At 69.5% G+C, this 21,890-nt stretch carries 18 protein-coding genes; 12 read left to right on the top strand and 6 right to left on the bottom strand.

Annotated features, from left to right (window positions below; all coding sequences use genetic code 11):
* Positions 1-2: 2 nt before the first annotated feature.
* The 4 genes from FJV41_RS14680 to FJV41_RS14665 are packed head-to-tail and all read right to left on the bottom strand — an operon-like array spanning position 3 to position 7,848.
* Complete coding sequence (locus tag FJV41_RS14680) at positions 3-4,721, bottom strand: alpha-2-macroglobulin family protein (RefSeq protein WP_141643098.1); 4,719 nt, start codon at positions 4,719-4,721, stop codon at positions 3-5.
* Positions 4,718-6,340: a hypothetical protein gene (locus FJV41_RS14675; protein ID WP_246137213.1), complete on the bottom strand. Its 1,623-nt coding sequence runs from the start codon at positions 6,338-6,340 to the stop codon at positions 4,718-4,720. The genes FJV41_RS14680 and FJV41_RS14675 overlap by 4 nt, the downstream gene beginning before the upstream one ends.
* Complete coding sequence (locus FJV41_RS14670; RefSeq protein WP_141643096.1) at positions 6,337-6,915, bottom strand: DUF1175 family protein; 579 nt, start codon at positions 6,913-6,915, stop codon at positions 6,337-6,339. The genes FJV41_RS14675 and FJV41_RS14670 overlap by 4 nt, the downstream gene beginning before the upstream one ends.
* Positions 6,916-6,948: 33 nt before the next feature.
* Entirely contained in the window at positions 6,949-7,848 is a 900-nt protein-coding gene (locus tag FJV41_RS14665) for a DUF2135 domain-containing protein (RefSeq protein WP_141643095.1), read from the bottom strand.
* A 242-nt stretch (positions 7,849-8,090) separates the two neighbouring features.
* Here FJV41_RS14665 and FJV41_RS53120 point away from each other — a divergent pair, with 242 nt between their 5' ends.
* The 9 genes from FJV41_RS53120 (at position 8,091) to FJV41_RS14620 (ending at position 17,206) form a co-directional block, all read left to right on the top strand.
* Entirely contained in the window at positions 8,091-8,780 is a 690-nt protein-coding gene (locus FJV41_RS53120; protein ID WP_220137855.1) for a DUF7693 family protein, read from the top strand.
* Positions 8,781-8,905: 125 nt separating this feature from the next.
* Entirely contained in the window at positions 8,906-9,523 is a 618-nt protein-coding gene (locus tag FJV41_RS14655) for a hypothetical protein (protein ID WP_246137212.1), read from the top strand.
* Positions 9,520-10,089, top strand: a complete 570-nt coding sequence (locus tag FJV41_RS14650; RefSeq protein WP_141643094.1) for a hypothetical protein — start codon at positions 9,520-9,522, stop codon at positions 10,087-10,089. Before FJV41_RS14655 ends, FJV41_RS14650 begins: the two co-directional genes overlap by 4 nt.
* 207 nt (positions 10,090-10,296) lie before the next feature.
* Positions 10,297-12,144: a glycoside hydrolase family 15 protein gene (locus FJV41_RS14645; RefSeq protein WP_141643093.1), complete on the top strand. Its 1,848-nt coding sequence runs from the start codon at positions 10,297-10,299 to the stop codon at positions 12,142-12,144.
* A 16-nt stretch (positions 12,145-12,160) separates the two neighbouring features.
* Positions 12,161-13,519: a glucose-6-phosphate dehydrogenase gene (locus FJV41_RS14640; protein WP_141643092.1), complete on the top strand. Its 1,359-nt coding sequence runs from the start codon at positions 12,161-12,163 to the stop codon at positions 13,517-13,519.
* Positions 13,520-13,615: 96 nt separating this feature from the next.
* Entirely contained in the window at positions 13,616-14,068 is a 453-nt protein-coding gene (locus tag FJV41_RS14635) for a DUF3302 domain-containing protein (protein WP_141643091.1), read from the top strand.
* Entirely contained in the window at positions 14,068-15,249 is a 1,182-nt protein-coding gene (locus FJV41_RS14630; protein WP_141643090.1) for an HlyD family secretion protein, read from the top strand. Before FJV41_RS14635 ends, FJV41_RS14630 begins: the two co-directional genes overlap by 1 nt.
* A gap of 13 nt (positions 15,250-15,262) precedes the next feature.
* Entirely contained in the window at positions 15,263-16,693 is a 1,431-nt protein-coding gene (locus FJV41_RS14625; protein WP_141643089.1) for an efflux transporter outer membrane subunit, read from the top strand.
* A 150-nt stretch (positions 16,694-16,843) separates the two neighbouring features.
* Positions 16,844-17,206, top strand: coding sequence for a cupin domain-containing protein (locus FJV41_RS14620; protein ID WP_141643088.1), 363 nt, complete (start codon positions 16,844-16,846; stop codon positions 17,204-17,206).
* A 7-nt stretch (positions 17,207-17,213) separates the two neighbouring features.
* Here the strand turns inward: FJV41_RS14620 and FJV41_RS14615 are convergent, their stop codons facing one another.
* Positions 17,214-18,824: a hypothetical protein gene (locus tag FJV41_RS14615; RefSeq protein ID WP_141643087.1), complete on the bottom strand. Its 1,611-nt coding sequence runs from the start codon at positions 18,822-18,824 to the stop codon at positions 17,214-17,216.
* A gap of 260 nt (positions 18,825-19,084) precedes the next feature.
* Here FJV41_RS14615 and FJV41_RS14610 point away from each other — a divergent pair, with 260 nt between their 5' ends.
* Positions 19,085-19,303 (top strand): hypothetical protein, encoded by a 219-nt coding sequence (locus tag FJV41_RS14610; protein WP_141643086.1) that lies wholly within the window; start codon positions 19,085-19,087, stop codon positions 19,301-19,303.
* 10 nt (positions 19,304-19,313) lie between these two features.
* Here FJV41_RS14610 and FJV41_RS14605 read toward each other — a convergent pair whose 3' ends face one another.
* Positions 19,314-19,922, bottom strand: a complete 609-nt coding sequence (locus FJV41_RS14605; protein WP_141643085.1) for a DUF1579 domain-containing protein — start codon at positions 19,920-19,922, stop codon at positions 19,314-19,316.
* On the opposite strand from FJV41_RS14605, the gene FJV41_RS14600 reads away from it, so the two are divergent.
* Together FJV41_RS14600 and FJV41_RS14595 are read left to right on the top strand one after the other, a co-directional pair.
* Positions 19,913-21,022, top strand: coding sequence for an ATPase, T2SS/T4P/T4SS family (locus FJV41_RS14600; RefSeq protein ID WP_141643084.1), 1,110 nt, complete (start codon positions 19,913-19,915; stop codon positions 21,020-21,022). The two genes, FJV41_RS14605 and FJV41_RS14600, sit on opposite strands and share 10 nt — an antisense overlap.
* A 160-nt stretch (positions 21,023-21,182) precedes the next feature.
* The gene (locus FJV41_RS14595; RefSeq protein ID WP_181790638.1) at positions 21,183-21,719 is read left to right on the top strand and encodes a hypothetical protein; all 537 of its coding nucleotides are present in this window, start codon (positions 21,183-21,185) and stop codon (positions 21,717-21,719) included.
* The last annotated feature ends 171 nt before the right edge of the window (positions 21,720-21,890 follow it).

The following is a 21,890-nucleotide window of genomic DNA, read 5'->3' as shown; positions in this document are numbered from 1 at the left end:
GACTACAGGTCTCCCGTGCCCTTCTTCGACGGCACCACCTTCAGCGAGTCCGCGGCCGTGCGGCCGTGGATGCTCGCGGCGTACATGTCCTCGATGCTCGCGGGGGGCGCGGAGAACGTGCCGGGGAACTGCGCGCGCAGCACGTAGCCCACCGTGCGCGGGCTGTCGCTCCACCACGCCGGCTCCTCGAAGAAGAACGTCGCCCGCTCCGGGCTCAGCACCCGGCGCTTGAGCGCCTCCGGCACCAGCGGCAACGAGTGCGGAGGACCGCGGAACGCCTTGTCCTCCTGGAGCGCCACGAAGCCCGCGGGCACCGCGTCCTCCACCACGTAGTACGCCGAACGCACCTTGTTGCTCCCGCGCGCGTCCATCGTCAGCTCCACGTAGACCTCTTCGCCCTGGGACACCGTGTCCCCCGCGCCGAGCTTCACCTTCCCGCCCTCGCGCAGCGCGTAGTACGCACGTGAAATCGACATGCCCTCCGCCTGGGCACGCACCGCGGACAGCGGCGTGAGCGCGGTGGCCTGCAACGTCGCCACGCCGTCGAAGCCGCCCACGTCCACCGTGCGCGTCCCCGGAGCCAGCGTCGCGACGAGCCCCATGCCGCGCGGCGAGAACTTCACCCCGCCCTGGATGCCCTTCACCTCCGGCGGCGTCATGCCCTTGAACGCCTTCGCGTCGCGCTCCAGCAGCCACAGCGAGTGCAGGAGCGCGGTGCTCCGGTCGAACGTCGACAGGTCCGGCTCCGACAGCATCTCCAGGATGCGCTTGCGAGCGCGGGTGACGTCCAGCGTGCCGAACGACGCCGCGTGCGCGGCAATCGCCGTCATGCCCACGCGCCGCAGTGGGAAGCGGAAGAACGCCTCCGACATCTCCAGCTCCTGGCCCGGCTTGTACGCGGCCAGCGTGGTGAAGCCCTCCGAGCTGCGCTTCACCAGCGCGTTGATGCGAGCCTGGAGCGCCGGCTCCTTGATGACGCCCGCCTTCTCCGCCGCGAGCACCGCCAGCGCCAGCGGGTACAGCTCACCGGACTCGGAAGCCTCCACCAGCGCACGCACACGCGCCGCCTGCTTCGGCCCCTCCAGCCGCGCCAGCACGTAGGCCCGCGTGGCCTCGTACTCGGGCGGCAGGCCCTCCTGCGCCTCCAGCCAACGCGCGCTCTCCACCAGGCGCGGGTCCGCGCGGTCCACCAGGCCCGCCTCCGCCGCGTACGCCAGACCGTCCAGCGCGATGAGCGTCAGCGGCAGGCTCGGCGTGTTGTAGCCACCGAACCACGTGAAGCCACCGCCCTTCACCGACAGGTTGAGGATGCGCGCGGTGCCCTGCACCGAACGGCTGCGCGCCTCCGCGAGCAGCGCCTGCGTGTCCGTGTCCAGCTTCGCCAGCGCGCCCGCCTGCTGGAGCACCTGGTACACCGCCACGTTGGGCACCGTCGTCGACACGAGCTGCTCCAGGCACCCGTACGGGTACGTCAGGAGCTCGCGCACGTTGGACAGCGCCGCGTCGACGATGGACGGCTGGAGCACCAGCTCCACGCGCGTCAGCGTCGCCTCCTTCGCCGCCGGCACCTCCAGCGCGCCACCACCCCAGGCGCTCACCTTGACGGCGTCTTCCACCGCCGCCGGCTCCACCTGGAACAGCTTGCGGTCCTTCAGCGGGTCCTTGCCTCCCGACACGTCCACCGCGAGCTGCGCGTCACCCGTCGAGGAAGCACGCAGCGTCAGCGGCACCACCTGCTCGCCACCCTTCGCCAGCTCCACCTTGTGCTGCGACTGGTCCGCCTTCAGCGCACCCAGCGACGCGAGCTTCACCTCCAGCAACTGGCTGGCCGGCGACTTCTCACCCGCCGACAGGCGGATGGAGGCCAGCGCCTCGTCACCCTCGCGCAGGAACTGCGGCAGCGACGCGTAGAGGTTGAGACCGCCGCGCGTGGCGAACTCGGACGTCCCCTCGCCGAAGCGACCGGACGTGTCCGCCGCCACCGCCGTCACCACCCACAACGTCTGGTTGGACGGCAGCGTGAAGCGCACCGTGGCGCGGCCATCGCGGTCCGTCACCACCGTCGGATCCCAGTGGGCGGTGTCCTTCTCCATGTCCTTCGCCTGACGGCTGGGCGGCTTGATGGACGCGAAGGCATGGTCCGGCAGCCCCGCCATCTTCCGCGCCAGCGCCTCGCCGTACCCGTACCCCTGGAACTCCGAGGAGTAGAAGTTGGACACGTTGTTGCGCGTCGGCGGGTAGAAGAAGTCGAGCACCTTGGGACGGAACTCGGACTGGATGGCGTAGACGGCCTTGTCCACCACGCCCAGCGACAGCTGCGCGACGACACCCTTGCCCTGGTGGTCCACCACACGCACGTCGATGGTCTGCTCGGTCAGCGGCGTGGCCTCGGCGCGACGCGGCTGCAGCTCCACGGTGAGCGTGCGCTCGCGCGGAATCACGCGGAACGCCACCGTGCGCTCCTCCCAGCGGCCCGTCGCCGTGGGGTACGCCACGGACGCATACACCGCGCCGCCGAACCGCTTCTCCACGCTGAAGCTGTGCACCAGCGTGCGGCCCGTCAGCTCCACCACCTGCGTGTCATGAATGCTGGCGCCCGCCAGCGTCACCCACACCGGGCCCGCGTCACGGCCACCCGCGCCCCAGCCATCCGGCATCAGCGCCACCATCCGCGCCGAGTCCCCCGGCTCCAGCGTGCCCGACAGCGACGCCAGCGTGAGGTTGGGCACCTGGGCCACCGCCTCGTCCGCCGAGCCGATGACGAGCAGCGACTCCTCGCCCTGCCACGTCTCGCCGCGCTTGTCCTTCACCACCACGCGCGCCAGCACCGCGCCCACATCCGACGTGGGCGCCTTCTCGCGGTGCGTCCCGTCCGCCGCCGTGGTGAACGAGCGCTTGCCCAGGCTCTTCTCCGCGCCGTCCGCCTTGCGCAGCACGAACTCCACCTCGCCCTGCGTGACGCCGTAGGCCTTGCCCGACAGCGTCGTCGCGCGCACCGACAGCAGCGCCTCGCCGCCCTTGGCCACCACCGCGTCCGAGTAGCGCGCCGTGCCCAGCACCTCCACCTTCGACAGGAAGAACGACGTCGTCGAGTTGGCGAACGTCTCCTGGTCATCCCGCGCGCGCACGGTGAGCGAGTAGCGATACGGCAGCCGCTCCTCCCCCGCCTTCAGCTCCGGCACCGCGACCTCAATCGCCGCCTCGCCGCTCGCATCGAAGCCGGTGGCGCTGGCCCACGGGTCCTCGGTCACTCCGCGCTCCGCCACGGAGGAGTACAGCCGCTCCGGCACGCTCAGCTTGCCCTCGTTGCTGGACTGCGAGCCGTACGTCACGTCGCTGCCCTGGCCACCCTTGCCGGCGTCATCCACCCACGCGGGCGCGTCCAGCAGGCTGCGGTACAGGAACACCTCATACTTCGCGCCAGCGGGCACGCCGCCCGCGTAGCGACGCGCGCGAACCTTCACGCGCAGCGACTGGCCGGGCACCACCGTCTCCGACTCGGGCTCCGCCTCCAGGTAGAAGGTCGGCTTCACGTAGTCCTGCACGCGCGCCTCGCCCTGGTGCGGCTGACCGTCCAGCTCCGCCTCCACGCGCAGCACGCCCGTGCCCAAATCATCAGGCACCTTGAGCGTGCCGTGGAAGGCGCCGAACTCGTCCACCGACACGCGCGTGGTGAGCGCGCGGCCCTCCTGCGAGACGAGCTTCACCACCACGTCCTTCTTCTTCGGCGTGAACAGCCGCGCGAGGAAGGTGTCCGGCTGGCGCAGCACGCCGCGGAACTTCACCTCGTGGCCCGGCTTGTAGATGGGCCGGTCGCTGTAGATGAACACGTCCGGCGCCACCGCCAGCGTGGAGTAGAAGTCCGTGTCGACAATCGCAGTGTCGGCGCCCACCGACGCGGTGGCGATGATGCGCGGCTCCGTCACGTCCAGCCGCACCTCGCCCTTGGCGTCCGTCTTCCCCGCGGGGCCCTTGCCCTTGGGCAGGTACACCTGCACCTGCGCGCCCACGGCCGGCTTCTGGTCCTTGCCGGCCACGCGCACCAGCACCTCGCCATCCGTCTGCTTCAGCTGCACCGTCAAGTCGCTGACGACGAGCACCACCTGACCTTCGACGAGCCCCTGCACCAACTGGAGGACGTAGGTGCCGGCCGGCAGCGGCGCCAGCAGCACGCGGCGCTCCTGGAAGCCGTAGCCACCGCTCGAGTTGAAGCCGGGCACGTTGAAGTCGCGCTCGGCGCCCCCCAGGTCCAGGTTGAGCCACTGGCTGCGAGTCACGGTGAAGCCCGGCGGCACGCCCACCAGCTTCTTGGCGCCCTCGGCCACCTTGGCCAACGGCTCGTTGGAGCCGGGCACGTTGGGCGCGGGCGGCAGGACGGTCAGCATGTCCTCGCGGAAGTTCTGGTTGAGCCCGTCGAGCAACCACCGGCCCGGCAGGCCCACCGCGTTGACGCCGCGGCTGAGCGCGCGGCCCGGGTTGTTCATCGTCGGCGGCGTCTGGTACGCGCGCCGCAGGTCGCCCTGGGCGCGGATGAACGCATCCACGTTGTCGGGCTTGAGGACGCGCAACTCCACCGGCCCCTTGTCCTCGAAGGCCACGTCCACCGCCACCGGCTCGCCGCTGCCATACGAGCGCGGCACGGTGATGTAGAGCGGCTTGGCCATCGCCACGCCGGACAGCGCCACCGCCGTCAGTACCGCGAGTCGAGCTACCATCCTCATGACCCGAAACCTCCAGGAACCAGCGAATCGCCCTGCACGGTGCCGCGCAGGCCCAGGTACGGCAGCGACTCCAGGTCGCGCCGCGCCGCTTCGATTTCAGGGGGCGCCGCCTTCGGAATCGGCGCGTTGCGCCCCACTCGGGACTCGGACAGGAAACCGTCCATGGTGAGGCCGCTGAGCAGCCGTCCCAGATTCACCCCGAAGGCCAACGAGCCCGGCTCACGCAGCCCCGCCAGCACCGGCCCCGGCGCGGCGAGCATGCTCGGCTTGCTGCCCGCGCACGACATGCGCAGCGCGTTCAGCTCCGCCTCGCTCGACGCCAGCACCACGTGGTTGCACAGCGTGGCCTGCTGCAGCCTGCTCGACCCTCCGGAGAAGAAGCCCTCCAGCGCGGTCCCATCCTCGGGCCGACCCCACAGCACCGCCACCTCCTGAGGCAGCGCCGAGTCCCCGCGCGGCGTCCACACCACCGCCACCTGCCGCGTGCGCGTCGCCCCCTCGCCGCCCGACTTCCAGAACGCCTTCAGCGTCTCCGCCGACAGCGTCTCCGGCAGCTTCAGCTGCATGGCCAGCAGCACCGGCGTCTCCTCCGGCACCAGCTTCAGCAGCTCGTCGGACAGCGCCGCCTTGTCCAGGCGCACGGTGCCCTCCATCAGCTCGCCGGCGATGCCCCGGCCCACCAGGCGGTCACCCTCCACGCCGAACTGGAGGCGCGTGTCCGGCGACAGCCCCAGCACGTGCGCGAACAGCTGCGCGTCGCGGCCGAACGACTCGGGCTGGAAACCCAGCTCCACGTCGACGTTGTCCTCGGCGCTCAGCTCCGGCACCTCGGCGCACAGGCCCTGGAGCACCGCGACGGGGTGGCGCGCCATGACCAGACGGTCCGGCGTCTTGCCCGCCCACAGCGTCTGCTCCGCCACCAGCCAGCGCTTCAGCTCCAGCCCCTCGGCGACGGCGGTGGGCGTGCCACCCGGGCACGTCTTCGCCGTGAGGGTGCCTCGGCTCGCCACCGCGTCCAGCGCGTTGAAGGCCGCCGTCGCGGACTTCGTCGCCTTGGGAACGATGAACGCGGGCGTGCTCGCGCGCGCATCACCGGCGAACCACGCCACGCGGAACGGCGTGTTGCCCACGCGGCCCACCAGCAGGTCCAACACCGCGCCCTTGAAGTCGCCCTTCAGGTCCTCGCCCGTGGAGCCGAAGAACGCGGCCCAGCCGCCCACGAAGCCCTGCCCCAGCGGCTGCGACAACTGCGAGCGCAGCCACGTGTTGCGCGCCAGCGCGTCACGCACCTTGGGCGGATGGTGCACGTCCAACCAGACGGCCTGGGGAGCAACAGTACCGGGCACCTCCAGCTCCGCGGTGGTCGGCTCCGGCAATCCCTCCACCTGCGCGGCCGCGACAGGGTTCGTGCTCGCGCCGCTCATGAGCGGAGTGCTGGGACCCTCGTCACCGCCGGAGGACGAGCTGGAGCGACGGCCGAGGACAAAGGCCCCCGCCACCGCCGCGCCGACGACGACAACGCCCACACCAATCAACAGGCCCTTGGGAGGACCGCCGCGACCAGGCGGTGGGCTCGCCGGAGGCGGCGTGCCCGGGGAAGGGCTCGACGGAGATGTCATGGCATCCACTCCTTGAAACGAAAGAAGCCGAGGAAGGCGCCGTTGGTGGGCACCGGACGCCACTCTCGTGGCGCCTCGTCGGCGAGGTTGTGGAGGAGCCCGGTGCGCACGGCGGCGCCCTTCTCCCCCGGATGGTAGACGACTCGCGCGGGTGCATGGGCCCGGTCCTCCGGGCGCACCACCAGCATGAGATGGAAGTTGGGACCTGAGTCCTGCTCCTGGCGGAACGCGAGCACATCACCGGTGCGCACCGCGTCGCGCGTGGCCTCGTCACGGCCCAGGAACACCAGGCTGTGGTGCAGCAACGTCTCCGCGTCCGCGAAGTCGGAGGGCTTGCCCCGCGCGTCCGTCCACAGCGGCGTGGCGAGGCGCTCCGGAGCGATGCGCTTGTAGGCGGTGCGGAAGGCGAAGCGGATGAGGCCCGCGCAGTCGCGCTGGTCCGGGTGCCACAAGGCGTCCTGCTGCTTCAGCTGCGCGAGCGCGACCTGGGCCACCTGCCGGCGCAGCAGCACGTCGCGCGACTCGGGCGCGGGCGCGGCGGCCTCCAACAGCAGGAGCAGGGACAGGGCGAGCATGGTGGTGGACGTGGGCGCGTCAGACAGCGCGCGTCAGTAGTCGCCCTCGCCGCCGCCGTCGCCATTCGTCTGGAGCTCCTTGAGGGCCGCGTCCAGGTTCGTGGGCCAGCCCTTGCGCGTGGGCTTCGGGTCCTGCGAGGGGACGTAGACCTCCGCCTGCCCGTCGCCGAGGACATTCACCCAGGCGAGCACGCGCGTGGTGCCGGGCGTGGCCAGGGGGATGCGCACCATGCGGCGGACCTCGTTCGGCGTGCCCTCGAAGAGCGCGAGGTTGAGCGTGGCCAGGGTGTGGGCCTTGTCGCCGCTGGGCCAGTAGTTGGTCGCCACCAGGTACACGCCCTTGGGCGGCGCGCGGTGGATGTAGAGGTATGGGCCATACGCGGGCTGGTCGAAGTCACCGCCCTGCGAGTTGAGGAAGAAGGTGCCGCCGGACGGGCTGGAGGTGTCCGCCCAGTACACGTGGGCCATGGAGGAGACCGCGAGCTGGCCGTCCTTCTCGCTGGTGTCGGTGGGCTCGTAGACGTGCAGGTCCGTGTACACGCCGTCGGTGTCGCTGGTGAGGATGACCTTGAACGGGACGGGCGGCACCTGCGCGTAGCTGGTGGCCTGGGTGCGCGCGGTGCCGGCCTGATTCGTGGCCATCACCGTGACGACGTTCTTCCCGCTGGCCGCGGGGAACTTGCGGCTGAAGCGCCCGTTGAAGGTGCGCATGAGGTAGCGGTCGCCGTTGAGGGACACGACGATGGGGTCGATGGAGGGGTCGCTGACGGTGCCCTCGATGAGCAGCATCCGGTCCACCGTCCAACCGCCGGAAGGCGCGCTGAGGCGCACGGTGGGCAGCACCTTGCCCTTGCCGATGGGCACGCCTTGCTGGCGCGGGTTGGCTGCGGGCGGAGTCTGCGACAGGAGCAGGGCGAGGATGACGGGAAGCATCGCGCGTCCTTGAAAGGGAAAGGGGTCCGACAAAGGCGTCGGTGATGGGCACACTGCGCCCGCTGCACCTTCCATTTCAAGTCGCCTGCCAATCGTCAATAGGGGCGGAACCTCGTGGAATCACGGCCATGCGCGTCACCAGGCGCGGGCCTGGGGACACGTGGCTGGGGCCAGCACGAGGCCCTTCTGCCGCACCAGGAGTCCCGGCAGACTCACGCGCCACGACAGGGGGAGCGGCGAACATGATTCAAGGGCTCGATCACATCCAGCTCGCGATGCCCCGAGGCGAGGAGGCAAGAGGCCGTGTTTTCTACGGCGACCTGCTCGGGCTGCGAGAGATTCCCAAACCCCCAGAACTCGCGAAGCGGGGCGGGCTCTGGTTCGAGCTGCCGGACGGGCGGGGGCTTCATCTCGGCATGGAGGAGCCGTTCATCCCGGCGAAGAAGGCGCACCCGGCCTTCCGCGTGGCGACGCTGGATGCGCTGGCCTCGCGCATGTACGAGGCGAAGCGTCCGGTGACGTGGGACTTCGCGGTGCCGGGGGTGCGGCGGTTCCACGGCGAGGACCCGTTCGGGAACCGGCTGGAGTTCCAGGAGCAGCCGAGCGAGCACAAGCTGACGGAGGACGAGGTGCTCGCGGTGCTGTACGCGTTGGAGCGGGGTGAGGTCACGATATCGACGCGGCAGCTCCAGCTCGTGGAGGATTCCGGAGGTGGCGACACGCCGATTCTCTGCTCCAACGGGTGGTGCTTCGTCATCTTCAACGACTCGTGCGAGTGGGACTACATCTCGCGCGTCACCGCGCCGGATGGACGCTGGCTGACGTACGAAGACATCGCCGGTGGACCGGGCGAACCCGTGCCCATGCCTCGGCTCGAGGACTACCGGCCTCCGCCGGACATCGCGATGGATGTGTGGGGATTGCCTTCGTGAGGGCGCGCGTCGTCCTCCAGTCCGGGGCTGTGCTCGCGCTCGCGTGCGCACCCGCGCGTCCGAGTGACCCCGACCTCGTCCGCCCCTCTCCAGGACAACCCATCCTCGAGAAGCTCCCTGGCCCCATGCTGGGACCGTTCGAGTCCTACTCAGATGCGCTGCTCGCGGCATGCGGAAGGATTCTCACGAAACCGCATGCGAGCGCGGGACGCGCGGACAACCAGGAGGCCAGCACGTTCTGGCGCGTGTCGAGCGAGTACTGCGCCTGGGTGTATTACACGCCGGATGACCAGTACATGGTGAGCAAGCTCACGGACCAGTCCGCGGTGGACCCACTCCATCGACTCAAGACGTGCCTGCTTCCCTCTACCGTCGAGGATTCGCGCTACCCTCCAAACAGCATCAAGTACATCTATGCGCTCCACAACCATCCGTTCGGAAGCTCGCTGTCCAGGGGTGACATCCGCTTCATCGTGGAGCAAGGCTCCGCCCATGGCTTCGAGGCGCGGACCAAGGACGGCGTCGTTCGACTCTCCATCGTCGCGTTCTTCGCGAACGACCTCTCGAAGCCCGCCTGTGACGGGTTCCACCAATACGTCCCCGTGACGGGTCACATCATGAAGTGGACTCGAGAAAGAAATCGCTGGAGCTGCGAACAGACCGCGCACGTCTCCTGGAACGAAGACGCCACTGACTTCACGCTCCGCGCCACGAGAAGCCCCTGCTTCGAGAAAGCCCGATGAGACGATTGCTCGTTCCATGGCTCCTGCTCGTCGCGGGTTGTCCGCGAGCCATGCCCCCTCGCCCCATCGATGTGGACCCAGCTCTTCGCTTTCCGGAGTTCTTCGCCCAGCCAGCGCGAGGGATGGAAGATTCCGGCAGCGCCCTCGAATTGGATGGCGTGGTGCTCAAGGCCCTGATGCTCGCGGCGAACGACTTCCTGCCCTCGGGGAACCAGGGGAAACACTGTTGGGAGCGACAGGATGCTCGCCTCTTTCGCTTCATCCGGGAGGGCGACATCATCTTCATCCGGATGGACGTGGACCCCTCGGCCTGTGACGGCAAGGTCCTTCCATTGGACTCGGGCGCCGCCTATGCCGTCCATGTGGATGGTCGCATCCTTCGTCGCGTCTTCGATGGAGAGCCCGGCTCCGGCATGGACCTCGAGTCCTTGGACGCGGGCACACGCGAAGACGCGGGACCTTTGACTGTTGACGCGCCTGTCGGCTCTACCTGGGGCGCGCCTTCCGACACGACACCGGCACGATGGCTGGATGGCGGCGTCCTCGACGCGGGAACTTCGCGCTGAGACCCGCGCATCGTTCGTCGCCACTGTCCTTCTTCGAGGTTCCGAGGCGGCACACGCCTGGGGGTGTGCTGTCTGACCCGAACCCCCTAGCGCTCCGCCGCCCGCGTGCTGGGGCTTCGCGACGACGAGCCCTGGGCCCGAATTGCATCCGAAGTGTCGGCGCCTACCTTTCCCGCACAACGCACAGACATGCCCAGGGGGGATGAAATGGCTTCGACAGAGACCGTGCAAACGAGGGAGGCCCCGAGGACAGGGTGGGGCAGCGAGACCCAGGCGGAACCAGGCCTGCTCATCGAGGACCATGCGCTCCTGGGCGACCTGTACACCGCCGCGCTCGTCGCCAAGGACGGCTCCATCGACTTTCTCTGCCTCCCGGACTTCGACTCGGACGCGTGCTTCACCTCGCTCCTGGGAACCGCCGACAACGGGCGGTGGAAGGTGGCTCCGACGTCACTCGTGCGCGAGGTGAAACGCCGCTACCGCGGCAAGACGCTCATCGTCGAAACGGAGCTCGTGACGGACGAAGGCGCGGTGCGACTCGTGGACTTCATGCCCATCCGGAAGGGCAGCCCGCACCTGGTGCGCCAGGTGGAAGGAATCCGAGGCACCGTGAAGATGCGCTCCGATCTGCGTCCCCGTTTCGGCAACGGCTACACCGTGCCCCTGGTCAGCAAGCGAGACGGTGCCTCCGCGGCCGTCGCCGGCCCGGATGCCCTCTACCTGCGAGGCGGAGCCGGTGAGGCGCCCCCGCCGTTCGAATCGGAGTTCACGGTTCGCGCCGGCCAGCGGATTTCCTTCGTGCTCTCCTGGGGCCGCCCCTACAGCGACATCCCCGACGTGCTGGACGCGGAGGCCGCCCTGCGGGAGACGCAGGCCTTCTGGGAGGACTGGGCCTCGAAGATTCGCCTGCCCGCGAAGTACCAGGACGAGGTCATCCGCTCCCTCATCACCCTCAAGGCATGCAGCTTCCAACCCACGGGTGCGCTCGTCGCCGCGCCCACCTTCGGACTCCCGGAGACTCCAGGCGGAGAGCGCAACTGGGACTATCGCTTCTGCTGGATTCGCGACGCGGTCCTGACGCTGAACGCGCTCATGCTCGGCAACCTCACCGACGAGGCGGAGGCCTTCGGCAACTGGCTGGTGAACGCCATTGGAGGCGCCCCGACCCAGCTGCAAATCATGTACGGCATCCGGGGCGAGCGCCGCCTCACCGAAGTCTCGCTGGACTGGCTGAGCGGTTACGAAGGGGCTCGCCCCGTGCGCATCGGCAACGGAGCCTATTCGCAGTTCCAGCTCGACATCCTCGGCGAGTTCGCCGGCGTGCTCTACCTCCACGCGAAGCTGAAGGGCACCTTGCCGGAGCGCGCCCGGAAGGCCCTCAAGAGCGTCGCGACGCGCGTCTCCGAGGTCTGGACACATCCGGACCATGGCATCTGGGAGATGCGCGGGCCGAAGCACGACTTCACCGCCTCCAAGGTGTCGGCGTGGACCGCCGTGGACCGCTGGGTGCGAGTGATTGAGGAGTACGGCTTGAGCGAGGACAAGGCGCCGTGGGTGAAGCTGCGGCAGACCATCTTCGACGAGGTGTGCAGCAAGGGCTACGACGCCAAACGCAACACCTTCACCCAGTACTACGGCTCGAAGGGAGTGGATGCGAGCCTGCTCTTCATCCCCCTCACCGGCTTCCTCCCGGCGGACGACCCTCGCGTCGTGGGAACGGTGCTCGCCATCGAGCAGGAGCTGATGCCGGACGGGCTGGTGCTGCGCTACCTCACGGAGGACAGCGTCGACGGGCTCGAGGGCGAGGAGGGCGCGTTCCTCGCATGCTCCTTCTGGCTCGCGAACACCTACCACCTCATGGGCCGGACCGAGGACGCCCAGCGGTTCTTCGACAAGCTCGTGAAGCTCAGCAACGACGTGGGCCTGCTCGCCGAGGAGTACCTGCCCAAGGAGCGCAGGTTGTTCGGCAACTTCCCCCAGGCGTTCAGCCACCTGGCGCTCGTGAACTGCGCCTACCTCCTGGCCACGGGACACACACCCCCGATGCATTCGTAGACGGGAGGGTGAGGGAATGATTGACCCGTTCGTCATCATCGGCGCCTCGGGAGACCTGACGGCGCGGCTGCTCCTCCCCGCCGTGGCGGAGCTCGTCGAGCAGCAGAAGACTCCCGAAGGGCTGACCCTCACCGGGGTCGACCGGATGGACTGGACCGAGGAGCAGTTCCGCGAGCGCATGCGCGAGGCCCTGGACGCGCATGCGACGCGCGCCTCCGCGCGGACTCGCACGGAGGTCCTCCGCCGCCTGCGCTACCGGCGAGCGGATGCCACGCGCGGCGAGGACCTCCGGCGCGCGCTTGGCGGCATCCACCCGTCGGTCCTCGCCTACCTCGCCCTGCCCGCGCATCTGTTCGAGCCGGTGCTCACGGCCCTCTCCGAGGCGAGCCTCCCGAAAGGCAGCGTGGTGGCGGTCGAGAAGCCCTTCGGCGTCGACCTCGCCTCCGCCCAACGCCTCAATGAACTGCTGCGGCTGCGCTTCCCCGACACCCTGGTCTTCCGCATCGACCACTTCCTGTCGGATGAACTGGTCCAGCGCGTCTTCGCCCTGCGGTTCGGCAACCGCGTGCTCGAGTCCATCTGGAATCAGCAACACATCGAGCGGGTGACCATCACCTGGGACGAGCCGCTCACCGTCGAGGGCCGTGCGTCGTATTACGACCGCGCCGGAGCGCTCCGGGACATGATTCAGAACCACCTCCTGGAGGTGCTGGCGCTGGTCGCGATGGAGCAGCCCGCCCGCTCCGACGAGCGCTCCATCCGGGACGCCCGCGCCGCCGTGCTCCGGACGATTCCGACCATGACCGCGGAGCAGGTGCGCCAGCGCAGCGTCCGCGCCCGGTACGTGGACGGCGACATCGATGGACACAAGGTGCCCGCCTACGCCCGGGAGCGGGGAGTCGAGGCCTCGCGCGAGACGGAGACCTTCGCGGAGCTCACGCTCGAACTGGCGAGCTGGCGCTGGGCGGGCGTGCCCTTCGTCCTGCGTACGGGCAAGGCGCTGGCCCAGTCACACGCCGAGGTGGCGGTGTACTTCCGCTTCGAGCCGGACCACGCCTACCGAGGCCAGCCTGGTGGCCAGAACGTGCTGCGCATCGGCCTGTCGGAGCCCTACGTCCGCCTCGCGGTGAACATCAACGGGCCGGAGCTGACGCTGGTCACCCAGGACCTGGAGCTGCGGTCGCATGCCACCGGACGGCTCGCGTACTCGAACCTGCTGCTCGACATGTTGAGAGCACAGCCCATGCTCACCCTCCGGGACGACGAGGTGGAGGAGGCGTGGCGAATCGTCGAGCCGGTGCTCGCGGGCTGGCGGCGAGGTGAAGTCCCCCTGCGCGAGTATCCGGCGGGAAGCGCGGGGCCCTCCGGTCGCTGAACAGTGATGCCAGACGGGAGTGCCGCGCGCTCGAACGTCCCCTTGACGGTAGGGAAACCCCTCATAGCTTGTCGTCGGAGCAAGGGGGCGGACATCATGAGATGGCCAAGGGGGGCCACCACCGCGCTGCGATGGTGGGGGCTGGCGGCGTGGGCTCCGCGTCCAGCGCACGCGTCGCTTCTCAGCGGCGACGCGATGGACACCGCGGCGGAGGTGTTCAGCTGGATTGTCATCATCATCGGCCCGGTGATTCTCATCTCCGGGTTCTGGCTGCTCCACATCCTCCCGGAAAAAATCGCGGAGAAGCGCCATCACCCGCAGCTGGATGCCATCAAGACCCTGTGCCTGCTGTCGCTGTTCTTCGGCGGGCTCCTGTGGCCGCTGGCATGGCTCTGGGCCTACTCCAAGCCGTCCCTGTACAAGCTGGCCTACGGGCATGACCGGGTCCCGCCTCCGCACGGCCCCGAGGCCGACGAGGCCGCGCTCCCGGCCCCCTCAGGCACACCCTCCGAAGGACCGTCCCCCGAAGAGAGAGGGGAGCCGCACTGATGGAACTGCTGCTGCTCCTCGTCTACGCGGGCGTCGTCTGGCTGGTCTTCTTCAAGCTCAAGCTGCTGCCGTGGAACTTCACCTCCCAGGTCATCGTCATCACCCTGCCCATCATCGGCATCACGATGCTCATCCTGCTGGCCAACGTGTACGCGCCGTCCTCGTCGGACGCGCGGGTGATGAACTACGTCGTGCAGGTCGTCCCTCGGGTCTCCGGGCGCGTCATCGAGGTGCCCGTCCAGCCCAACAGCGCCGTGAAGAAGGGCGATGTGCTCTTCCGCATCGACCCCGAGTCCACGCAGTTTGAGGTGGATGGGCTGAAGGCCAAGGTGAGGGAGCTGGACGCGAAGGTCGCGGGTGCTCGCGCCATCGAGAAGCAACTGTTACTGGAACGCAAGACGGCCCAGGGCAGAAGGGCCTCCGTCGCGGCCCGGCTTGACCTGTCCCGGCGGCGCGTGCGGCAACACAAGGTCCTCGCCTCCAATGGCTCCGGCACTCAGTTCGACTTGCAGCAGGTGGAGACAGAGGTCCGCAACCTGGAGGGTGAGCTGGCCGCGGCGAACGCCGCCGTGGGGCAGGTCACCCAGAGGCTCGAGGCGCGGACGGTGGACGGCACGCTCGTGGAGCTCGCCCAGGCCGAAGCCGGACAGCAGCAGGCGCTCGCCTCGCTGGCGGATGCGGAGTGGCGCCTCCGGGAGACCGTGACGTACGCGCCCGCGGATGGAACGGTGGTGAACCTCCAGCTTCGCGCGGGCTCCTACGCGGCGGCGCTGCCCATCTCGCCTGTCATGAGCTTCGTGGAGGACGAGCAGAACGTGGTCGCCTACTTCCATCAGAACGAGCTGCACCAGGTCCAGCCGGGCGACGAGGCGGAGGTCACCCTCCAGGCGTTCCCGAACCGCGTCATCAAGTGCCACGTCAAGTCCGTGGTCTGGGCGACCGGACAGGGGCAGCTGCCCACCTCGGGGGTGTTGCCCGAGACGGGCGGGGAAGCCCCGCCTCCCGGGCGCTACGCCGTCACGCTCAAGGTCGAGAAGTCGGAGGCGGACGAGGTCCTCCCGGCGGGAGCGCGCGGCCACGCCGCCATCTACACCCAGTCGTTCCACCCGGTGCACGTGCTGCGCAAGGTGATTCTCCGGGTGGGCACCAAGCTGGACTGGCTGATTCTCAAGCTGCACTGAGGAAGGGCGGAGCATGTTCGAGCGCCGGCGGTGGGGATGGCTCCGGGCCTGGACGGTGCTCGTCGTGGGCGGGGGCGTCTGCGGCTGCCCCACACGCGCTCCGCCGCGAGGACCCGAGGTCGTCAAACAGGCACTCCCTCACACCTCGCTCGCCACCGCGTGGTCGTCGGCGGGCGCACCGGAGGGCGGCATCCAGGACGGGTGGCTGGCGACGTTCCAGGACGAACAGCTCCAGGCGCTGGTCGCCGAGGCGCTCGGACACAACCCGGACCTCCGCTCCGCCTCGGCGCGGGTGGACCAGGCGTCGGCGATGCTCGGCGTCGCCCGCGCGGGGCTGCTTCCCACGGTCGACCTGCAGGGGAAGGAATCCATCGGGTTTGGCCAGGGGCTGGAGGGTGTGCTGCGCGGCATCGAAATCTCCGCCGGCTGGGAGGTCGACCTGTGGGGCAAGCTCCGCTATCGCCGCAACGCGGCCCGGGAGACGCTGGCCGCGGCAGAGGCCGAATTCGAGTTCGCCCGGCAGTCCCTCGCGGCGACCCTGGCCAAGGGCTGGCTGCTGGCCACCGAAGCCCACCTCCTGCAAGGCATCGCCGTCGAGCGGGTCAGGATGGGAGAGGAGCTGGTCCAGCTCACCACCACGCGGCTGCAGGTCGGCGTCATCAGTGAACACGAGCTGGCGCTGGCGCAGGCGAACCTGGACTCGTACCGCGACACCGTGAAGCAGTTGGAGCTGACGCGGGTGCAGGCGGTGCGCGCGGTGGAGCTGCTCGCGGGGCGCTATCCCTCGGGGACCCTGGAGCCCAGGGGCACCCTCGTCGAGCTGCCCGGCCCGGTGCCCGCGGGCATTCCCGCCTCGGTGCTCGAGCGGAGGCCGGACCTGATGGCCGCAGAGCGCCGCGTGGCCGCCGCGTTCAACCACGTGCAGGAGGCCAAGGCCGCGCGGCTTCCCTCGCTGCGCCTCACGGGCGCCGTGGGCCTGGTCGACAGCGACGTGGTGGTGCTGAAGGAGACGCTCACCAATCCCACGGGAGGCGTGGCGGCGGGCTTGCTCGCGCCCCTCTTCCACGGCGGGGCCCTGGCGGCGCAGGTGCGCGCGCGGACGGCGGAGCAGGAGGCGGCGCTCGGCGCGTACGCGTCCGCGGCCCTGCGCGCCACGAACGAGGTGGAGAACGCGCTGACGAGCGCGCGCGTGCTCGGCGAGCGTCGCGTCATCCTGGAGCGGGCCGTCGCCGAGCACGCGCGCGCGTTGGAGCTCCTGAATGTCGACTACCGCGTCGGGAAGGTCGACCTGCTCGCGCTGCTCCAGCAGACCCTCCTCGCGGACGCGGCGCGAGTCGCCCTGCTGCGCGTGCGCAGCGAGCAGTTGATTCAGCGCATCAACCTCCACCTCGCCCTGGGCGGCGGCTTCTCCGTCCCGGCCGAGCCCAAGCCCGACGCGAAGTAGCGCGCGTGACATCCGGTAGCGACGGACTGTTCCTGTCGCGTCGAACAGTGGCAGGTGCCGCGGTTCACTCGGAAGGGGTGGGTGTCCGGAGCCGCGTGCTGTAACGTGTCCAGCCCAGACACACCACCCTGCGGTCTCTCTGAGCCTTCGATGCCAACCCTGATTCCCGCTCCCATGCGCGTGACAGCCGTGGGCAACAAACCGAAGCTCATTCATGAGTTCGTCGGCCGGGCCACCACCAAGACCTCCGACGTCAGCGTCGCCCACATGAACAGTCCGGGCGGCTGGGAGGAGCCGGGCCAGAAGCCCGAGTTCAAGGAAATCACCCTCGTCCTCGCCGGCGTCCTGCGCGTCGAGCACAAGGGCGGGTTCCTCGACGTGCGCGGCGGACAGGCCGTCATCTGCGAGCCGGGCGAGTGGGTCCGCTACAGCACCCCCGAGCCCGAGGGTGCCGAGTACGTCGCCATCTGTCTGCCCGCGTTCTCCCCGGGCACCGTCCACCGCGACGCGTAACGCGCCTTCAGCGCGCGTTCACCATCGTCACGAAGAACTCGCGCAGCGCGCGGAACAGCCGCTGCGTCACCCGCTCGTACCAGGCCTGGTCCTCGTCGGACTCGAAGAACTCGTCGTTCCACGAGCCCATGCCGCCAAAGACATCCGCCACCGAGCACGCCATCAGCCCCCTCAGCCGTTCCTCGGACGAGGGGAACACCTGGAACAGCGTCACGAGCGAGAAGCGCCGCTCGAACGCGTCGCACGCCCGCTCTCCCAGCCCCACGCTCCGCAGCGCCTCGCGCACCGCGGCCAGCCGCTCCGGCGCGGCGTCACGCAACTGGAAACCGGTGTTCTCCAGGATGAAGCGCGCCAGTCCAAAGGCCTCGGCGAAGGGCGAGCCCTTGCGCGTGGCGAACTCCTCCGCGTCCTTCAGGCTCGACAGCAGCTCCGCCCGCGTGTTCGTCGTCGCGCGCGGCGACAGGAGCGGCGAGCGCGCCACCTTCAGCGCGTTGAACAGGTACATCTGGTAGCGCGAGTCATTGGGCACCAGCCGCAGTCGCTCCCGCTCCGGAATCAACCCGGGGTCCTTCGCCTGCTGCTCCTTCGTGTACCCCTGCGCCCGCACGCGCTCGCGCAATGGCTCCGGAATGATGAGCTCCGCGCCACGCGCCTTGCAGGTCATCTGGAGCTCCTCCATCAGATTGCCGGAGGGAATCCCATGCACCGCCGCCGGCTCCGCCGTGGCCAGCAACTCCTTCAGCGACTGGGAGGTGTATGGCGTCGCATCCGGCGCGGTGAACCGGTTGAGGTTCTCCGCCGCGCGCGCCCAGACCTCCTCCGCGAAGGGCTGCGCCTCCACCAGCGCCACGAAGTCCCGCCCGAAGTCATCGCCCGACAGGTACACCCGCTCGTCCGACGGGACGAACTCCGCCAGTCGCTCCGGCGGCAAGAGGCTCCGCTCGAAGTCGTCCGGGTCCAGCGTCTGGAAGAAGGGGCGGAAGTCCTCGGAGAGCACCATCGCGCCGCCGTGGCGGAGCACCGTGGACTGGAGTTCCTTGAGCAGGTCCCCGCCAATCAAATCGAACAGCGCCGCCCCCTCGCGCGAGCACAGGTAGTCCGCCACCTGTGACGCCGACACGGCGGGACGCTGGTTCATCGTATTGGAGTCGGTGATGACAAGTGAGAGTGCCTCCAGCACGCGCTCCGCGTTCGGCTGGGCCCGGGCGAAGTCCACGAACTGCCGGGGAGTGATGAGCGAGGAGCTGCTGAAGACGACCTCCAGTTGGTAGAGGGTGTTGCCCTGCTTCGTGCGCACGTCCAGCACCAGGGCCTCCGAGTTGACGAAGGCCGCGGCCACGTGGTCCGGCAGCTCACCGGGCCCCAGGCCCCCCAGGTCCATGGCGCGGACGCTCACCAGCTCCTCGCCATCCAGCACCTCGCGCCACGCCTCCAGCGGCAGCTCGCGTCCCTCTCGCGTGCGCGCGCCCACCGAGTACGTCCCTGGCACTTCCAGGAGCCGCAGCGTCCACCCCGACCCCAGGTTCGTCTCCAACCGCGTCAGGACGTCCAGCCACTGCTCGCGCTCCACGCGAAGCAACGAGACAGTCAACGCCAGCACCAGGTCATCCAGCTTCATGCACGTCCTCTCACCGGGCCCTGGGCCCTGCCCGCGCGTCCCTCCGGTCGCGCACGCCGTCCGTCCGCCAGGGTTATCCCATGCGCAACGCCCGGCGGGCGCTCCTCTTCCTGCTATTGTCCATCGCCCTCACCTCCGCCCGCGCCGAGGAGTCCACGTCCCAGGATTTTTCCCGGGGCGCGCGGGACACGCGTCCAGCTCACGCCCCAGGGCGCGGCGAAGGAAGCGGCGACGCTGCCCAAGCCCTGGAACACCCTGCCGTGCGGGCTGACGAACTCGTGCAGGGCGGGGTGGCAGTGGACCGGCGGAGAGTGCGCTCCATCGCCGTGCGAGGCGTGGAGCTGGCCGCGCGGACGAGGGGACTCCTCCCTTCGGTCGAGGGCGGCTTCGAGCACACCTTCCCCTCACGCAAGGAGGCCGAGCACATGCGGGTGGCGGTGGAGCCCGGCGCGAAGGCCTCGCTCCGCCGCGTGCGCTGAAGCGCGGTGACTATCCCTGACGGCGGCGCGTCAGCCGCGTCTCCACCGCGCGGTCCTCGCGGCCCTCGGGCCAGATGTTGAAGGACTCCAGGACCACGGTGTCCGCGTCCGGCTGGTGAATCACCGTGCGCCAGCCCCAGCGCTGCTTCTGCGTGACGCCCTGCTCGTCGCACATGCTCGCCGTGTAGCTTCCGAGCATCGACACGCGTCCGTCGTCCCGAGGCGCGCCGGTGGAGACCATCATGTTCGCGCTCATGTGGAAGCTGTCCACCCAGGCCGCGGTGTAGTGCTCCTCCGTGCGGTCGAAGCCGAGGATGAACTGGCCCGCGTGCGGCTTGCCCATCGCCGTGGAGTGGTAGTCGATGCGCACAAAGCGCCCGCCGAGCAACGGCTCGATGCTCGCGTGGGTGCGCGACTCCTCGGGCGCACCGGACGGGTCGAACCATGTGCGCGTCAGGCCCTCCCAGGCGCCCACCATTCCGGTCAACACCCGGTGCTCCGCGCCCGGGTCGAAGTCCGTCGTGGGCGCGTTCGTCGCATTCCAGTCCTGGCTCATGCCCTCTTCGTAGCCCCGAGCCTCGTCATCGTCACCACAAAGACTCGTGACGCATGCCATCATCGGCACCCCACGGGAGCCCACGCCTGAGCACACTCGCCACGACCCTCTCCGCGCTGATTGCCGGTCTGCTCGAACAGTTCGCCGACGAGGGCATCCCCGTCCCCAGTCCGCCGCCCCTCCCCGCTTCACCCGAGGAGGCCGCGGCGGCCCTGTTCTCCATCGCCGCGCGGACGCGCACCCTCGTCTTCTCCGTGTGGGCCGACGCCGACGGGGACGACCTCACGGCTGGCGCCTCGTTCTTCACCGTCCGCGCCGATGCACCCGGGCATCAGGGCATGCTCGGACAAGACCGGCTGCCCGTGCGTCAGCCCTTCGCTCCCGCGCTGCATGCGTCGCTGAGCGAGGCCCTCCACACCCTGTCCCAACGAGGCCAGGACGAGGCGCGCCCCGCGCGTGGCACCGTGGCGTATCCGCCCAGCGCGGAGGCCCCGGACGTCCTCTTCTGGGTGACGTTCCAGGAGGGCCCTGTCGCCCCCAGCGTCACCGTCTACGCCCGGGACCGTCAGCTCCGCGACGCGCAGCCTCCGTTCACCTCGTTGGGCATGAAGCCCTCGGAGGCCGCGTTCCTCACGGAGCGCTTCCTGCGGCTCGATACGCTGTTCCAGGGACAGCCGGTGGTGTTCTCCGGCGCGCGCGGCACCGGACGAAGCACGTCCCTCCACGCGGCGATGGAAGCACTGCCGGACTTCACCAACGTCCTCGTCGCGCTGGAGCACCCGCGCGCCGTGGATGCGCGGCTCGGGATGGTGAAGGTGGATGACACCGCGCCGCTCGCGCAGGTGGTCCGCGCGTTCCTCCGGCAGGACCCGGACGTGATTCTGGCGGACGAGCCTCGCGGCGCGCAGGACCTCCAGGTGCTCATCAACTCCGCGCTCACCGGCCACGCCACCGCCTTCGTCCTCGAGGCCGAGAGTCCCGAGGCCGTCCTCGCGAAACTCCACGAAGCCCTGCCCGAGGTCCCCGTCACGCCGCTCATCGTCCACCACGTGCTGGACGCGGCCACCGGCAAGCCCGTCCGCACGCTGCACACCGTCACGCGGGACGACTCGGGACGAAGCCACGTCGGGGCGTGGGCACCTCCCGCCGTGGCCGAGGACTGAAGCCCGAGCGTCTTGGCGTGACGCACGCGCGTCTTCCGCGAACGCGGGCCCTGCATCCTGGCGGGGACACCCGTCCTCTCGGGCCCCTCGTACATGCCTTGCTTCGCGGACCCAGGTCGTCACCAGGCGCGGCACCGTCATCCACTACATGGAAGTGAAGGTGAATGACGCGCAGTGCTCGAAAGCCCAGCGCAATGCCCAGGAGTTCGTCGAGGACCGCCTCAAGAACGCGCTCAACGGTCAGTACGGCATCCCCGCCCAGCAAGGCGCGCAGACCATCGAGCAGGCAATGGGACGAGGCGCGGACTTCGAGCTCCATCTCATCCGGGTGTCCATGCCCCGCAACGGCACCTTGGAGTACCAGCAGGGCAACCCCATCACCGCCACGTGCTACCCCTGGGGCGAAACCGGCGGACGCGGCGGGCAGCCTGTCGTCATCCTCCAGCGCTGCGACAGCATCACCTACATGGACAGCGCCTGCGACGAGCCCCCGGTGGGCCTTCTTCGAGGTGAAGGCCAGCACCGTGAAGTTCCAGACGGCGCTGGAGCACCCCGAGCATCCTCACGCCTCTCTTCGTGGGCTTCTCCAACACCACCTCCGGGTCGACCTTCAGCATCCCCAAGGTCTCCGTGCAGACGCTCGTCCCGCACCCCTTTGGCGGGCGCTATGACAACCAGCACAGTTGCTTCGTCCTGAACTGTGACTGCCGTCAGTTCGTCGCCGCTTCCGGCGATGCGACGCAGTGCCGGGGCTGCGGCCACCCTCACGGGTCCTGAAGTGAGGTCTGGTGGACACGTTCCTCATGGAACGCGCATGAATCGGGCAGGAATTCAGCACTGTCGCCTGGCGCCCTGGGGCAGGTCCCCT

Source organism: Myxococcus llanfairpwllgwyngyllgogerychwyrndrobwllllantysiliogogogochensis (assembly GCF_006636215.1).
GTDB lineage: Bacteria > Myxococcota > Myxococcia > Myxococcales > Myxococcaceae > Myxococcus > Myxococcus llanfairpwllgwyngyllgogerychwyrndrobwllllantysiliogogogochensis.
The sequence above is the reverse complement of the archived record's forward strand: the minus strand, read 5'-3'. Positions and strand labels throughout refer to the sequence as shown.

Coding starts and splice junctions, on each gene's coding strand:
- FJV41_RS14665 (WP_141643095.1), bottom strand. CDS start 7,848: ATGCTTCCCGTCATCCTCGCCCTGCTCCTGTCGCAGACTCCGCCCGCA.
- FJV41_RS14680 (WP_141643098.1), bottom strand. CDS start 4,721: ATGAGGATGGTAGCTCGACTCGCGGTACTGACGGCGGTGGCGCTGTCC.
- FJV41_RS14620 (WP_141643088.1), top strand. CDS start 16,844: ATGCCAACCCTGATTCCCGCTCCCATGCGCGTGACAGCCGTGGGCAAC.
- FJV41_RS14615 (WP_141643087.1), bottom strand. CDS start 18,824: ATGAAGCTGGATGACCTGGTGCTGGCGTTGACTGTCTCGTTGCTTCGC.
- FJV41_RS53120 (WP_220137855.1), top strand. CDS start 8,091: ATGATTCAAGGGCTCGATCACATCCAGCTCGCGATGCCCCGAGGCGAG.
- FJV41_RS14605 (WP_141643085.1), bottom strand. CDS start 19,922: ATGATGGCATGCGTCACGAGTCTTTGTGGTGACGATGACGAGGCTCGG.
- FJV41_RS14675 (WP_246137213.1), bottom strand. CDS start 6,340: ATGACATCTCCGTCGAGCCCTTCCCCGGGCACGCCGCCTCCGGCGAGC.
- FJV41_RS14670 (WP_141643096.1), bottom strand. CDS start 6,915: ATGCTCGCCCTGTCCCTGCTCCTGCTGTTGGAGGCCGCCGCGCCCGCG.
- FJV41_RS14630 (WP_141643090.1), top strand. CDS start 14,068: ATGGAACTGCTGCTGCTCCTCGTCTACGCGGGCGTCGTCTGGCTGGTC.
- FJV41_RS14600 (WP_141643084.1), top strand. CDS start 19,913: ATGCCATCATCGGCACCCCACGGGAGCCCACGCCTGAGCACACTCGCC.
- FJV41_RS14655 (WP_246137212.1), top strand. CDS start 8,906: ATGCTGGGACCGTTCGAGTCCTACTCAGATGCGCTGCTCGCGGCATGC.
- FJV41_RS14645 (WP_141643093.1), top strand. CDS start 10,297: ATGGCTTCGACAGAGACCGTGCAAACGAGGGAGGCCCCGAGGACAGGG.
- FJV41_RS14635 (WP_141643091.1), top strand. CDS start 13,616: ATGAGATGGCCAAGGGGGGCCACCACCGCGCTGCGATGGTGGGGGCTG.
- FJV41_RS14625 (WP_141643089.1), top strand. CDS start 15,263: ATGTTCGAGCGCCGGCGGTGGGGATGGCTCCGGGCCTGGACGGTGCTC.
- FJV41_RS14640 (WP_141643092.1), top strand. CDS start 12,161: ATGATTGACCCGTTCGTCATCATCGGCGCCTCGGGAGACCTGACGGCG.
- FJV41_RS14650 (WP_141643094.1), top strand. CDS start 9,520: ATGAGACGATTGCTCGTTCCATGGCTCCTGCTCGTCGCGGGTTGTCCG.